This is a genomic window from Pseudomonas sp. TE6283 (assembly GCF_054060555.1).
Genome location: NZ_JBSSDH010000012.1, coordinates 21,224 through 35,842, shown reverse-complemented (window position 1 = coordinate 35,842; position 14,619 = coordinate 21,224). Strand labels below are relative to the sequence as shown.

Sequence of the window (14,619 nt, the reverse complement as noted above, 5' to 3'; positions counted from 1 at the left end):
GCCATGAATTTCGCCCAACTCGGCCTGATCGAACCGCTGCTGCGTACCCTGCAGACGCTGGACTACACCACGCCCACCCCGGTCCAGGCCAAGGCCATCCCCGCCGTGCTCGCCGGCCGCGACCTGATGGCCGCCGCCCAGACCGGCACCGGCAAGACCGCCGGCTTCGCCCTGCCGGTGCTGCAGCGCCTGGCGCTGGAAGGGGAGAAGGTCGCCAGCAACTCGGTGCGCGCGCTGGTGCTGGTGCCGACCCGCGAGCTGGCCGAGCAGGTCCACGCCAACGTGCGTGAGTACGCCGAGAACCTGCCACTGTCCACCTACGCGGTGTACGGCGGTGTCAGCATCAACCCGCAGATGATGCGCCTGCGCCGCGGCGTCGACCTGCTGGTGGCCACCCCGGGCCGTCTGCTCGACCTGTTCCGCCAGAACGCCATCAAGTTCGGCCAGGTGCAGACCCTGGTGCTCGATGAAGCCGACCGCATGCTCGACCTGGGCTTCGCCGAGGAGCTGCAGGCGGTGTATGCGGCGTTGCCGCGCAAGCGCCAGACGCTGCTGTTCTCCGCCACTTTCTCCGACCAGATCCGCCTGCTCGCGGGCCTGGCGCTGAACGATCCGCTGAGCATCGAAGTCAGCCCGCGAAATGCCGCTGCCAACACGGTCAAGCAATGGCTGGTGCCGGTGGACAAGAAGCGCAAGGCCGACTTGTTCTGCCACCTGCTGCGCAAGCAGCGCTGGAAGCAGGTGCTGGTGTTCGCCAAGACCCGCAATGGCGTGGACCAACTGGTCGAGCGCCTGCTAGCCGAAGGCGTGAACGCCGACGGCATCCACGGTGATCGCCCGCAGGCTACCCGCCAGCGCGCCCTGGACAGCTTCAAGGCCCGTGAGGTCCAGGTGCTGGTGGCCACCGACGTGGCCGCCCGCGGCCTGGACATCGATGACTTGCCGCTGGTGGTCAACCTCGACCTGCCGATTGTCGCCGAGGACTATGTGCACCGTATAGGTCGCACCGGCCGCGCGGGCAACAAGGGCGAGGCGATCTCGCTGGTGTGCGCCGACGAGGTGCAACTGCTGGCGTCGATCGAGACCCTGATCCGCCAGGTGCTGCCGCGCCATGAGGAGCCGGACTTCATTCCCGATCACCGGGTGCCGGTGACCGACGCCAGTGGCCAGGTGCTGAAGAAACCGAAGAAACCCAAGAAGCCGAAAGAGAACAGTGCCAAGCGCGGCCTGGGGCGTTGGATGGACAGCGAGGAGGCGGGGGCTTCGGCACCGGCGGTCAAGGCGGTGCGCAAGGTGCCGAGCTTTGGCGGCAAGCCTGGCAAGCGCAAACCTTGAGGTCACCGGGGCTGCTTAGCAGCCCCGGCATTACTCAGGCCAGGCGCGCCAGCCAATCCGCCGCCGCATTTCCCGCCCGCAAACCACTGGCGAAACACGCCGTCAGCAGGTAGCCCCCAGTCGGCGCTTCCCAATCCAGCATCTCGCCCGCGCAGAACACCCCCGGCAGGTTGCGCACCATCAGCCCTTCATCCAACCCTTCGAAGCGCACGCCACCGGCACTGCTGATCGCCTCGTCCAATGGCCGGGTCCGCACCAGCATGATCGGCAACGCCTTGATCGCCGCCGCCAGGCGCTCGGGGTCGGCAAAGGTCGCCTGGTCGGTCAGCTCGCGCAACAAGGCCGCCTTCACCCCGTCGATCCCCAGCTGGCCGTGCAGGTGCTTGGCCATCGAGCGCGATCCCCTGGGCTTGGCCAGGGCCTGTGCAATCTTGTCCACAGGCCGGTCCGGCAGCAGGTCGAGCAGCAGCGTCGCCCGCCCGGCGCGTTCGATCGCTTCGCGCAGCGCCGCCGACCAGGCATACACCAGGCTGCCCTCCACCCCTTGGGCGGTGAGGATGAATTCGCCCTTGCGCGCGGCAGTACCGGGCATGCCGAGCGCGATGTTCTTCAGCGGGGCGCCGGCGAACTTGTCCTTGAGCAGATCGCTCCAACCCTCGACCTCGAAACCGCAGTTGCTCGCCCGCAGCGCAGAGATATCCACACCCCGCTCAGCCAGCAGCGGCATCCAGGCGCCGTCCGAGCCCAGGCGCGCCCAGCTGCCGCCACCCAGGGCCAGTATCACGGCATCGGCTTGTACCTGCAGCTCGCCTTGTGGATAACTCATCCGCAGGGCGCCTTCGGCTGTCCAGCCCAGCCAGCGGTGCCGGGTGTGGATAACCACGCCGGACTCGCGCAGGCGCTTGAGCCAGGCGCGCAGCAGTGGCGCGGCCTTCATGTCGCGAGGGAACACGCGGCCCGAGGTGCCGACGAAGGTTTCGATGCCCAGGCCGTGAATCCACTGGCGCAGGGCCTGGCCATCGAAGTCGCGCAGGAGGGGGTCGATCTCGCCCTGGCGCGCGCCGTAGCGGCCGACGAAGGCGGGGTAGGGCTCGGAATGGGTGATATTCATGCCACCGACGCCGGCCAGCAGGAACTTGCGGCCCACCGAGGGCATGGCGTCGAACACTTGCACCGCCATCCCGCGCCGGGCCAGGGTCTCGGCGGCCATCAGGCCGGCAGGGCCGCCGCCGATCACGGCGACAAGGGGGCTGGAAGCGGGGCGGGGATCGTTCATGGCGGGCGACAGGCTGTGGAAAAGGCCGCGCATTCTACCTCAGCGGGGCCTGCCACGACACAGCTCAAAAAACGATCAATTCTCTGCAGCGCAGGAAGCTAAAGGGCTGGAGCGGCTTTCCCGCAGGTTATCCACAAGCGGTTCCACAGTCATTGTGAACAACCGAGCACCCGCGCCGCGCTGTGGTGGAGGATACCGTGGCGCCGGGCGAGGGCTTCGCGGTCCTTGCTATAGCCGCCGCCGATCACGCCCACCACCGGAATGTCGCGGCCCAGGCACTGGCGCAACACGTGCTCGTCGCGGGCGGCCAGGCCTGCGTCGGTCAGGTTCAGATAGCCCAGGGCGTCGTCCTTGTGCACATCGACGCCGGCGTCGTACAGCACCAGGTCGGGCTGGTACAGCGGCAGCAGGTAGTTCAGCGCGTCCTCGACCACCTTGAGGTAGGCGCTGTCGTGCATGCCGCGGGGCAGGGGGATGTCCCAGTCGCTCTGGGCCTTGCGTGCCGGGAAGTTCTGCTCGCAGTGCAGCGACACGGTGATCGCTTCCGGGGTGTCCTGGAGCATGCGCGCGGTACCGTCGCCCTGGTGCACGTCGCAGTCGAAGATCAGCACCCGGTGCACGCGACCGGCCTCCAGCAAATAACGGCTGATCACCGCCAGGTCGTTGAAGATGCAGAAGCCGGCCGGGTGGTCATAGTGGGCGTGATGGGTGCCGCCGGCCAGGTGGCAGGCGATGCCGTGTTGCAGCGCCTGCTCGGCGGTCAACAGCGAACCGCCCACGGCGCGCACGGTGCGCCGGGCCAGGGCTTCGCTCCAGGGCAGGCCGAGGCGGCGCTGGTCCTCGCGGGACAGATCGCCGTTCATGTAGCGCTCGATGTAGTCGCGGTCATGGGCCAGGGCGAGGATGTCGTTGGGGCAGATCTCCGGGCGCAGCAAGGCGGCGTCGGTGGTCAGGCCGCTGTCCACCAAGTGGTCGCGCAACAGGCGGAACTTGTCCATCGGGAAGCGATGGTCCGGCGGGAACTCCGGGCTGTAGTCGTCGTGGTAGATCAGCGGCAGGGGCATGGTGTCGACGCGATGGGGGGCGAGCACCGATCTTGCCAGCTTTGGTGGCTCCGATGCCAACCGAATCTGGGCCTGCTATTCGCTCATTGACCTGCCGATGCCAGCACCCTCTGCCAGTCCGGCTCGTTCATCCGCCCGAGGATCCGCGCCTTGCCGTTGCCATCCACCGACACGAACAGCGCACTGACGTAGCCGCTCTCCCGTTCGCCGCCCGGTACATGCTGCTGGCGCGCGAAGTGATCGATGCAACCGTTGTGAGTCACCAGCACCAGGTTGTGCCCGGGCCGTTTGCGGGCCATGGCCTCGGCCGGGAACCGGTGCTCGCAGCGCTCCAGCCAGTCTTCGCTGGTCACGGCCTGGCCGAGGATGAAGTGCGCGGTCTGGCGGGTGCGCAGCTTCGGGCTGCTAAGCAGGTCGGCGCCGGCCAACCCCAGTTGCTGCAGGCCCTGGCCGACCCGTTGCGCCGCCTGGCTGCCGGACACGGTGATGCCGGTCGGATCGTCCAGGCACGGCCCCGGGGCACTGTCGCAGCGTTCGGCGTGGCGGATCATCACGATCACCGCACCTTCCTTCCAATCCTGCAGCAGGCCGCTGTCGCTCAACTGTTGCTCGTTGCCAAGGTTCACGATGTGCGTCCTCGTCGCTAGCCAGGTGCTGGCCCCGGCCAGTGCCAGGAGCAGGCCGATGGCGGCGCCGACCGCGGTGCGCGAGCGGCGGCGTTTGCGGGGGGCCAGCAGGGCCGGATTGTGCAGGGTGTTGCTGGGGTGCATGCGTCACTCCGATGGCAATGCGGCGTCGACGAAGGCCGCGGTATGTGCCGGCATTGTGCGAAGCGGCCTGTCGGGGGGCGGTGAAACCGATGTGAAAAAAGCATCGGTTGACTGATGCGCGCGGCCTACGCTGTACACTGCCAGACCGTGATTTCGGAGCCGTGCCCATGACCCCCCTTCTCGAACTGGAAAGTCCGCGCCTGGTGTTGCGCCAATGGCAGGACGACGACCTGCGCGAGTTCGCCGCCCTGTGCGCCGACCCGCAGGTGATGCGCTACTTCCCCGCGCCGATGACCCGGGTCGAGGCGGCGGCGCTGATTGGCCGGATCCGTGGCCATTTCAACGAGTACGGCTTTGGCCTGTGGGCCCTGGAGCGCAAGGACAGCGGCGCCTTCATCGGCATGACCGGCCTGCTCCACGTCAACTTCGACGCCCCGTTCGGCCCGGCGGTCGAGATCGGCTGGCGCCTGGCCCGCCGCCACTGGGGGCTGGGCTTCGCCAGCGAGGCGGCCTGGGCCTGCCTGCGCTGTGCCTTCGCCCAACTGCACCTGGACGAAGTGGTGTCGTTCACCACCGAGGGCAACCTGCCGTCGCAGAAAGTGATGCAAGCCATTGGCATGGTCCAGGACCTGGCGGGCAGCTTCGAGCATCCGCGCCTGCCTGTCGGCGATCCACTGCGCCCCCATGTGCTGTACCGCATCGACCGTGATCGCTGGCAACAGAACCTGCGCGGCTGAATAGGTCGCCATTCGTACGACGGGACGAACGGCAAAACCCTGTATCATTCGCCGGTACAACCGCGCCGTATTGCCTTGCCAGGAGAACCCCATGAGCCACGTACTCGACGATCTGGTCGACTTGCTGAGCCTCGAGTCCATCGAGGAGAACCTGTTCCGCGGACGCAGCCAGGACCTGGGCTTCCGCCAGCTGTACGGTGGCCAGGTGCTTGGCCAGTCGCTGTCGGCGGCCAGCCAGACGGTCGAGGATGCCCGCCATGTGCATTCGCTGCACGGTTACTTCCTGCGCCCGGGCGACGCCAGCATGCCGGTGGTCTATTCGGTGGACCGTGTGCGCGACGGCGGCAGCTTCAGCACCCGGCGGGTCACGGCGATCCAGAAGGGCCAGCCGATCTTCACCTGCAGCGCGTCGTTCCAGTACGACGAGGAGGGTTTCGAGCATCAGGCGCAGATGCCGGACGTTGTCGGCCCGGAAAACCTGCCCAGCGAAGTCGAGCTGGCCAGCGCCATGGCCGACAAGCTGCCCGAGCGCATCCGCGAAAAGGTGCTGTGCGCCAAGCCCATCGAGATTCGCCCGGTCACCGAGCGCGATCCGTTCGATCCCGAGCCCGGCGAGCCGATCAAGTACGCCTGGTTCCGTGCCGACGGCAACCTCCCGGACATCCCGGCGCTGCACAAGTACCTGCTGGCCTACGCCTCGGACTTCGGCCTGCTGACCACCTCCCTGCTGCCCCATGGCAAGTCGGTGTGGCGCAAGGACATGCAGATCGCCAGCCTCGACCATTCGCTGTGGTTCCACCGCAACCTGCGCGCCGACGAGTGGCTGCTGTACGCCACCGACAGCCCTTGGGCCGGCAATGCCCGTGGCTTCTGCCGTGGCAGCATCTTCAACCGCGCCGGGCAACTGGTGGCCTCGTCCACCCAGGAGGGCCTGATCCGCCATCGCAAGGACTGGGCATGAGCCTCGGGGATATTCGCCACTGGGTGTTCGACATGGATGGCACGCTGACGGTCGCCGTGCATGACTTCGCGGCCATCCGCGAGGCGCTCGACATTCCGTCCGACCACGACATCCTCACCCACCTGGCCGCCTTGCCGGCGGAGGAGGCGGCGGCCAAGCATGCCTGGCTGCTGGAGCACGAACGCGACCTGGCGATCGCCTCCAAGGCCGCGGACGGCGCGGTGGAGTTGGTGCGTGAGCTGGCCGGGCGTGACTGCCGGCTGGCCATCCTCACCCGCAACGCCCGCGAACTGGCCCATGTCACCCTCGAGGCCATCGGCCTGGCTGACTGCTTCCCGGTCGAGCATATTCTGGGGCGCGACGAGGCGGCGCCCAAGCCCAGCCCTGACGGGCTGCTGCAGATCGCCAGGGCCTGGGGCGTGAGCCCCGCTGAGATGGTGATGGTCGGTGACTACCGCTTCGACCTGGACTGCGGCCGGGCCGCAGGCACCCGCACCGTATTGGTCAACCTGCCGGACAACCCATGGCCGCAGTTGGCCGACTGGCATGCGGCCGATTGCCGGGTGCTGAGGGCGTTGCTCGGCTGACATCCCTCATGCCATGCGCGATCCCTCTGAGCGGCCTTGTGCCGCGAAAGGGCTAAGCTGCACTGCACCTTTTGCCACGATGGAGGCCTCACCCATGAACACCAAGGCCCTTTATGTCCTGCCCGGCGGCGGCTACGACAAGGTCCAGGTCGGCACTTGCGAAACCGCCGCGCCCAAGGCCGGCCAGATCACCGTCCGCCTGCATGCCAGCTCCCTCAACTATCACGATTTCGCCGTGGTCAGCGGCATGTGGGGGCCGAGCGAGCGGCGCATCCCCATGGCTGACGGTGCCGGCGAAGTGGTCGCGGTGGGCGCCGGGGTCAGCGAGTTCCAGGTCGGCGATGCGGTGGTCAGCACCTTCTTCCCCGACTGGCTCGATGGTCAGGCCCTGGTCGAGGGTTTTGCCAGCGTGCCGGGCGACGGCATCGACGGCTATGCCCGTGAACAGGTGACCGCCCGGGCCAGCTCCTTCACCCTTGCGCCCAGGGGCTACAGCCATGCCGAGTCGGCGACCCTGACCACCGCCGGCCTCACCGCCTGGCGCGCCCTGATGGGCGATGACCACCTCAAGCCCGGCGACAGCGTGCTGGTGCAGGGTACCGGCGGCGTGTCGATCTTCGCCCTGCAATTCGCCAAGCTGGCCGGCGCCATGGTGATCGCCACCTCGTCCAGCGATGCCAAGCTGGAGCGTCTCAAGGCGCTGGGAGCGGATCACCTGATCAACTACAAGACCACGCCCGCCTGGGGCGAGAAGGTTCGTGCGCTGACCGGCGGACGCGGTGTGGACCATGTGATCGAAGTCGGTGGCCCGGCCACGCTGGAGCAGTCGATGGTTGCCGCCCGGATCGGCGGGCATGTGTCGCTGATCGGCATCCTCACCGGCGTGGCCGGGCAGTTGCCGCTGGTGCAGGCGCTGGTGCGGCAGATTCGCCTGCAGGGCGTGCTGGTAGGCAGCCGCGCTCAGCAGCAGGCGATGGTTCGCGCTATCGACGCCAATGGCCTGCGGCCGGTGGTGGACAAGCATTTCGAGCTGGAGCAGATGGTCGAGGCCTTCAAATACCAGGAGAGCAACAAGCATTTTGGCAAGATTTGCCTGACCTGGTGACGCTCTCCCCAAGGTGTTGTGGCGAGCAAGCGCTGGTTTGGTGTGGGGGCGACGGCGCGCCGATGCTCCCACGCAGCCCCAGTACCCATTCAGGTGTGGGACAGCAGCGGAAACATCAGCACCTGTCCATCGACATTGGTTTGCGATGCACCCCAGACGAACAGTGCATCATCGTTATCCACAACCCGCGCCGCGAAGCCCTCGCTGCTCAGCGGCGCAAACCCCAGCAGCACCTCCCGGGTCGTTGCCCTGACCAGTTCGGACACCACATCGGCCAGCACCAGTTCGCGCTCGCAGAATACATCCACCAGCACCATCCGCTCGCCGTCGTGCTCCACCACCACGTATGCCTCGTGTCTTGAGGAATGGAACAAGGCTTCTCGGTAGGGGCCGTCACAGTAGAACATTGTCAACGGTACATTCGGCACAAGGCTCAACCGTGCCTGTGGGCAACTCTTCATTACCGCTGCCATGAAGTGTTCACGTTGTGTGCTGTCGCCAAGATCCACAGGATGGAACGTGCTGACTTCAGGGGGCGTCGACCTGGCTTGGAAATATTCGTGTTCGATCACCCGGCGGAAGCCGAACCGTGGATAGAGATCCAGCACGGTGCTATTGGCGAACAGGTACAACAGGTCACATTTACCTGCCCAGCGCTCTACAAGCACTTCCATCAGGTAGCGGCTGTAGCCACGGCCTCGTGCCGCAGGCGCTGTCATCACCGTGCCGATCTGGACACAACGCAGAGGCTGGCCATCGAGGGTGAAGTCGAGCAGGTTGGCCGAGGCGTTGGCCAGCATTTTCCCGCTGCGAACCAGTGAGCACGGCTGGTTGTCTTCTTGCCAGAAGCCAGCCTGGTACCAGTCTTCGAAGTCGAAGCCGTAGGTCTGGCGGGTGAGGGCATTGAGTTCGGCGCGCAGGTGCGGGTCGTCGCGATAGTGCTCGACTTGCGCGAGGGAGGGGTCGTCGGCGAGGAGTGCCATGGCGTTCATACCTGTCCGTAATTTGAGGGTGAACGTTAACCGTTGCGCGGATGAAAAGTTGTAAGGGTTTGTGCCATCGCGGTCGGGGGCAGGCGCAGAAAGGTGGCCGCCCACACCGGTCAGGCGGTGGTCTCTGTTTACACCGCAGTTTCACTCCCTGCATACACCACCACCGCCGCCCGCAACTTGCGCCCGCCGAACAGGCTCATGCGCTGGAACGCCTGGTGGCTGACCGGCAGGTGCTGGCAGTCCAGGGCCTGGCGGTGACGAGCGTGGTCGGTGTCGGGATCGTGCAGGTAGACGAAGTCGTCGTCGCAGGCGGTGACCAGCACCCAGTGCGGTGCCTTGCTGCCGGTCAGCCGGTAGTTGCTGATCAGCACCAGCGCCAGGCCGCCTTCGGCCAGCACCCGAGGCAGGTTGGGCGCCTGCCGCGCGATGACCACGTCGCTGTCCTGCAACTCGGCGCAGAAGTCCTCATGGACCAGGCGCATGACCTCCTTCTTGCCGGGCTGGCGCACACCGTCGAGAAACAGCGGCCCTTCGGTATTGAGCAGCAGCCGTACGCGAAAGCCCCGGCGCCAGGCGGCCAGGGCCAGGCCATGGGGGCTGCAACCGCCGTGACCGGAGGTCATGAACACGGTGGTCGCCTCGCGCCACAGGCGCAGTTCCTCGCGCCGGCTTGGCGGGCGCAGCGGTTGCAGGGCGGCCATGGCCATCAGCAGGCAGGCCGGGCCGCAGGTGAAGTCGGTGGTCTGGGCGTAGTAGGGGACCAAGCGCGTCTCGCCCGTCGGGTGCTGGAGGATGCGCTTCTCGTAACGCAGGGCGCTGGTGTGGTCCTCGTAGTAGTCATCGACCTGGGCAAAGCGGCGATAGCCATGGCGTTCATACAGGGCGATGGCCTTGGGGTTGTCGGTGCGTACCTCAAGACGCAGGTAGGCGCGGTCGTGCTCCAGGGCGCAGCGCTCGGCCTGTTCCAGCAGTCGGGCACCAAGGCCACGGCCACGCGCCTGTTCGGCAATGGCGATGGAATACAGCCGGGCCAGCGAGGTGCCACGGTGGAAGAGTAACAGCGCATAACCCATCAGCTGGCCGTCGCGTTGCGCCACCAGCAGGCTGGCGTTGGCGTGGGACAGCATCCAGCGAAAGCTGCGCGGGGTCAGCCGGTCGAGCGCGAAGCACTGGTTCTCCAGCGCCAGCAGGGCCGGCAGGTCGTCAACAGTTGCCAGGCGAAATTCGATGTGCATAGGGCCGCCGTAAAAGTTGCGTAATGAAACGGGACATTCGAAAAACTTCGTGCTTAATAGAAACCGTGTCTACCCAACACAGGGCTTCAAATATGTCATCGTTTCAGGAACCCTTACCTGGCTGGCCCGGGGAAAGTTCACACTCACGTACGGCTGGTGTTATTTATCCACTGACCCTGGATAATAAGTCAAGTCAGCTGGTTATCATCGTGGAGCGGCGTGAGGACTGGGCTTCGTACCTGCCCAGCGAGGATGTCGTGACGGCCCAGGAATACCTGGAGGCGCCACGCGAAGCCGATAACGGCAAGCGTGTCCAGGTAATAAACCTATGTCGTAATTATAAGTATCTAGGCCACGGTTATTATTGTTCGTTGTTGGCCGAGGCGCGCGGACACAAAGTCATTCCTTCGGTCAGAAGTATCAGTGAATTGACCCGCAAGTCGTTATATGGATTGGCCCTGGACGACATGGCGCGCAGCTTGGAAAGTGCCCTGGCCAATCACCCCTACGGCGAAACCGAAGGGTTCACCCTGACCCTGTATTTCGGCCGTACCGATCTGGAACCGCTGCAAGACATTGCCCGCCAGCTGTTCGAAAGCTTCCCGTGCCCGATCCTGCTGGTGGAGTTCCGCAAGACCAGCACCTGGCATATCGCCGGGGTCAAGGTCGGCGCGCTGCACAAGTTGCGTGAAGACCAGCAGGACCCCTTCGCCAATGCCCTCGATGGCTTCAGCCGGCGGATCTGGCGTCAACCGCGCTCGCGGCGGGTGGCGCGCTACGACCTGGCGATCCTCCACGACCCTGATGAGGCGCTGCCGCCGTCGAACCCCAAGGCGCTGGAGCACTTCATTCGCGCCGGTCGCCAGCTCGGGGTCGACGTCGAGCTGATCGGCAAGAAGGACTACGCCCGCCTGGCCGAATACGACGCGCTGCTGATCCGCGAGACCACCAGTGTCGACAGCCACACCTACCGTTTTGCCAAGAAAGCCGAGAGCGAAGGGCTGGTGGTGATGGACGACCCGGCGTCGATCCTGCGCTGCACCAACAAGGTCTACCTGACCGACCTGTTGCGCAGTCATCGCCTGGCCATGCCGGCCAGCGAAATCCTCTACCGCGACAACCCCCAGGCGCTGGAAGGTATTGGCGAGCGGCTGGGCTTTCCTCTGGTGCTGAAGATCCCTGACGGCTGTTTCTCCCGGGGCGTGATCAAGGTCAAGGACGCCGCCGAACTCCAGGCCGCCACCGCCGAACTGTTCGAGCACTCGGTGCTGCTACTGGCCCAGGAATACCTCTACACCGAATACGACTGGCGCATCGGCGTGCTCAACCGCAAGCCAATCTTCGCCTGCCAGTACTTCATGTCCAAGGGCCACTGGCAGATCTTCAACCACCAGGCCCAGCGCGACGAGGTCAACGGCGAGTGCCGCACACTGGCCGTGCACGAGGTACCGCGCGCGGTGGTGGAACTGGCGGTGAAGGCCGCGAACCTGATAGGCGATGGCCTGTACGGCGTCGACCTCAAGCAGGTCGGCGACCGGGTGGTGGTGATCGAGGTCAACGACAACCCCAACCTCGACGCCGGCATCGAGGACGCCTATCTGCACGACGACCTCTACACCCTGGTGCTGGAGGAATTCATCCGCCGCCTGGAGCAGAAGCGCCGGGGGCAAGCCTGGTAACGAGGTGCTGGCATGATCGAAAGCTACAGCCTGGCCCATGGTCAGTTGCGCAAGCGCGAGGGGCTCGATTGCGAGGTGCTGCTGTTCGTCGAACCGGACAGTGCCGAGCGTGAACTGTTGCAGGCCTGGTTCCACCTGGATGCCCATGCCCTGGCTTCGGCACTCGACCCGGACGAGGTGTCACGCATCGAACTGCACCGCGATGGCCTGTTCCTGATCTGGAAACGTCCGCAGAGCTACACCGGGGGAGACAGCTTCGCCTTCCAGGTGTCCTCGTTCGGCATGCTGATGGTCGACGGCCACCTGGTGCTGATCGCCCCGGATGCCTCCCTGCTCGACGGCCTCGGGCAGCGCCATGCGCTGCACGATCCGATGGATGTGCTGCTGGCCATCCTGCTGGACAACCTGCATCACTACCTGGGGCACCTGAAGGTGATCAAGATGGTCGCCCGCGAACTGCAGCAACGTTTCGAGCAGTCGCTGGAGAACCACCACCTGATGCAGATGTTCAACCTCAGCGAGAGCCTGATCCACTACATCAACGCCATCCACAGCAATGGCGCGGTGCTCTCGCGGCTGCGCGTCCATGGCGAGAAGCGCCATTTCAAGCCCGAGGTGCTGGCGCTGATCGACGACCTGGTCATCGAGAACGACCAGTGCCACAAGCAGGCCGAGATCTACTCGACGGTGTTCGCCGGCTTGATGGACGCCCGCGGCAACCTGGCCAACAACGCGATGAACGACACCTTGCGCAAGCTCACCCTGATCAACGTGGTATTCCTGCCGCTGAACCTGATCGCCAGCGTTGGCGGCATGTCCGAGTTCAGCATGATGACCGCGGGCGTGCCGTGGTGGCTGGCCTATGCCTTGTTGGTGCTGGGGATGCTGTTGCTGGGCATGCTCATGGTGCTGGCACTCCAGCGCCTGGCCCGAGGGCGTCGCCCTGTCGCGTCCCCTGCGCAAACCGAGCGCCCTGCTGTGCGGCCCACCCCTTCATTCCCTGGAATCGCCAGTTGGAGAACACCATGAGCAATCTGCAGATCGGCCTGATGATCGTCACGGTGATCGTGGTGTTCGCGGTGGTGAACTTCTACTGGCACTACCGGCGTGACCGCGACTGACGCAAACAGGCACGTCCGGGGGCTTGACTGACGTGCGTGGGCACGCGGTGTCGTGATCGAACAGTTGTCTGACGTTTTCGAGCATTTTGCTCGCGCCGCGCCCGGCTTAAAGTGAAGCCCGCATCCCCACGGTGCGTTGCCCGGGCGCGTGAGAAGGCCGTAACAGAGCGTGCGCAACGTACTCCGCCCTTTGCCGAGGAGACCGTTTCGCCTGCCCCTGCCCGTCCCTTCCTTGTGTCAGCAAAAAGAGAACAAGACCAATGAACACCGTGGGAACTGATGGCAACCTTGCTCAAGGTTTCAAGCCACGTCACGTAACGATGCTGTCCATCGCCGGCATCATCGGCGCGGGGCTCTTCGTCGGCTCCGGGCACGCCATCGCGGCGGCCGGCCCGGCCACCATCCTCTCCTATTTCGTGGCCGGCACCCTGGTGGTGCTGGTCATGCGCATGCTCGGCGAAATGGCCGTGGCCCACCCCGACACCGGCTCGTTTTCCACCTACGCCGACCAGGCCATCGGTCGTTGGGCGGGCTACACCATCGGCTGGTTGTACTGGTGGTTCTGGGTGCTGGTGATCCCCATCGAGGCGCTGGCCGCCGGGCATGTGCTCAACGCCTGGTTCCCCCAGGTGGACAGCTGGATCTTCGCCCTGGCCTCGGTGCTGCTGCTGGCCTGCACCAACCTGTTCAGCGTGGCCAAGTACGGTGAGTTCGAGTTCTGGTTCGCCATTCTCAAGGTCACCGCCATTCTCGGCTTCATCGGCCTGGGCTTCGCCGCGCTGCTGGGCTGGTTGCCGGAGCGCGAGGTCAGTGGGCTGAGCACGCTGATGGACGAGCATGGCGGCTTCGCGCCCAAGGGCTGGTCCGCGGTGGTCGGCGCCTTCATCACCGTGATGTTCAGCTTCATCGGCACCGAGGCGGTGACCATCGCCGCCTCCGAGTCCAGCGACCCGGCACGCAACATCGCCAAGGCCACCCGTTCGGTGATCTGGCGTATCAGTACGTTCTATATATTGTCGATCTTCGTGATTATCTCGGTGGTGCCGTGGAATGACCCGCAACTGGCGGTAGTGGGTTCCTACCAGCGTGCGCTGGAAATCATGAACATCCCCAACGCGGCGCTGATGGTCGACATCGTGGTGTTGATCGCGGTGACCAGCTGCATGAACTCATCGATCTATATCGCTTCGCGGATGATGTACTCGCTGGCCAAGCGTGGCGATGCCCCGGCCTTGCTGAAGCACACGTCCAAGGTGGGGGTACCGCGCGCCGCGGTATTCGGCAGCACCCTGATCGGCGCAGCCATCGCCATCCTCAACTACTTTGCACCCAAGGGCGTGTTCGAGTTCCTGCTCGCCAGCTCCGGCGCCATCGCGCTGCTGGTGTACCTGGTGATCGCCATTTCGCAACTGCGCATGCGTGGTCGGCTGGAGCGCGAGAACGCCAACCTCAAGTTCCGCATGTGGCTGTTCCCCTGGCTGACCTGGGCGGTGATCCTGTTCATCAGCGGTGCCCTGGCCGTGATGATGCTCACCGAGGAGCACCGCGCCGAGGTGACCGCCACCTTGAGCCTGGCGATCGTGATCTCGTTCCTGGGGATCGTCACCACCCGTGGACATTCCCGCAGGGCCGTGGGGGCGCGTTCGCTGGGTTGAGGTCATTGCGACGGCGCTGGCCGCCACTCGGAGGATTTGCCGGATCCTTCGAGTGGCCCGGTTCTTCATCCAGGTGATGTATCCGTGCCATCATTTTTTGCC

13 protein-coding genes are annotated in these 14,619 nt (G+C 65.4%); 8 read left to right on the top strand and 5 right to left on the bottom strand.

Translation table 11 applies throughout. The features are described from left to right. The first annotated feature begins 3 nt into the window (after window positions 1-3). Window positions 4-1,335 carry a DEAD/DEAH box helicase gene (locus ACVWZ5_RS16705; RefSeq protein ID WP_062361989.1) on the top strand — a complete coding sequence of 444 codons (1,332 nt, stop codon included), beginning with the start codon at window positions 4-6 and terminating at the stop codon, window positions 1,333-1,335. Between the two features lie 34 nt (window positions 1,336-1,369). On the opposite strand, the gene ACVWZ5_RS16700 is transcribed toward ACVWZ5_RS16705, so the two are convergent. The 3 genes from ACVWZ5_RS16700 to pmrG all read right to left on the bottom strand — a co-directional run bounded on the left by ACVWZ5_RS16700 (window position 1,370) and on the right by pmrG (window position 4,445). Continuing rightward, window positions 1,370-2,611, bottom strand: coding sequence for a TIGR03862 family flavoprotein (locus ACVWZ5_RS16700; protein WP_062575786.1), 1,242 nt, complete (start codon window positions 2,609-2,611; stop codon window positions 1,370-1,372). A gap of 149 nt (window positions 2,612-2,760) precedes the next feature. After that, entirely contained in the window at window positions 2,761-3,675 is a 915-nt protein-coding gene (locus ACVWZ5_RS16695) for a histone deacetylase family protein (protein WP_084941841.1), read from the bottom strand. 83 nt (window positions 3,676-3,758) lie between these two features. Further along, window positions 3,759-4,445, bottom strand: a complete 687-nt coding sequence (pmrG, locus tag ACVWZ5_RS16690; protein ID WP_062575280.1) for a lipopolysaccharide core heptose(II)-phosphate phosphatase PmrG — start codon at window positions 4,443-4,445, stop codon at window positions 3,759-3,761. Window positions 4,446-4,612: 167 nt separating this feature from the next. Here pmrG and ACVWZ5_RS16685 point away from each other — a divergent pair, with 167 nt between their 5' ends. The 4 genes from ACVWZ5_RS16685 (at window position 4,613) to ACVWZ5_RS16670 (ending at window position 7,835) form a co-directional block, all read left to right on the top strand. Further along, on the top strand, window positions 4,613-5,182 hold the full coding sequence (locus ACVWZ5_RS16685) for a GNAT family N-acetyltransferase (protein WP_028692061.1): 570 nt from the start codon (window positions 4,613-4,615) through the stop codon (window positions 5,180-5,182). A gap of 91 nt (window positions 5,183-5,273) precedes the next feature. After that, window positions 5,274-6,143: an acyl-CoA thioesterase II gene (tesB, locus tag ACVWZ5_RS16680; RefSeq protein ID WP_062575279.1), complete on the top strand. Its 870-nt coding sequence runs from the start codon at window positions 5,274-5,276 to the stop codon at window positions 6,141-6,143. Then, window positions 6,140-6,730, top strand: coding sequence for an HAD family hydrolase (locus ACVWZ5_RS16675; protein ID WP_084941842.1), 591 nt, complete (start codon window positions 6,140-6,142; stop codon window positions 6,728-6,730). Before tesB ends, ACVWZ5_RS16675 begins: the two co-directional genes overlap by 4 nt. 94 nt (window positions 6,731-6,824) lie before the next feature. After that, window positions 6,825-7,835, top strand: coding sequence for a zinc-dependent alcohol dehydrogenase family protein (locus ACVWZ5_RS16670; protein WP_084941843.1), 1,011 nt, complete (start codon window positions 6,825-6,827; stop codon window positions 7,833-7,835). Between the two features lie 89 nt (window positions 7,836-7,924). Here the strand turns inward: ACVWZ5_RS16670 and ACVWZ5_RS16665 are convergent, their stop codons facing one another. Together ACVWZ5_RS16665 and ACVWZ5_RS16660 are read right to left on the bottom strand one after the other, a co-directional pair. Next, window positions 7,925-8,818, bottom strand: coding sequence for a GNAT family N-acetyltransferase (locus tag ACVWZ5_RS16665; RefSeq protein WP_157763516.1), 894 nt, complete (start codon window positions 8,816-8,818; stop codon window positions 7,925-7,927). A gap of 137 nt (window positions 8,819-8,955) precedes the next feature. Then, a complete protein-coding gene (locus ACVWZ5_RS16660) occupies window positions 8,956-10,062 on the bottom strand; it encodes a peptidase C39 family protein (RefSeq protein ID WP_084941845.1) in 1,107 nt (368 codons plus the stop codon). 92 nt (window positions 10,063-10,154) lie between these two features. Here ACVWZ5_RS16660 and ACVWZ5_RS16655 point away from each other — a divergent pair, with 92 nt between their 5' ends. From ACVWZ5_RS16655 to gabP, 3 genes are all read left to right on the top strand, one after another. Further along, window positions 10,155-11,741, top strand: coding sequence for a RimK family protein (locus ACVWZ5_RS16655; RefSeq protein WP_336197379.1), 1,587 nt, complete (start codon window positions 10,155-10,157; stop codon window positions 11,739-11,741). A gap of 12 nt (window positions 11,742-11,753) precedes the next feature. Continuing rightward, on the top strand, window positions 11,754-12,770 hold the full coding sequence (locus ACVWZ5_RS16650) for a magnesium transporter CorA family protein (RefSeq protein ID WP_062575273.1): 1,017 nt from the start codon (window positions 11,754-11,756) through the stop codon (window positions 12,768-12,770). 352 nt (window positions 12,771-13,122) lie between these two features. Then, window positions 13,123-14,517, top strand: a complete 1,395-nt coding sequence (gene gabP / locus ACVWZ5_RS16645; protein WP_062575272.1) for a GABA permease — start codon at window positions 13,123-13,125, stop codon at window positions 14,515-14,517. Window positions 14,518-14,619: the final 102 nt, after the last annotated feature.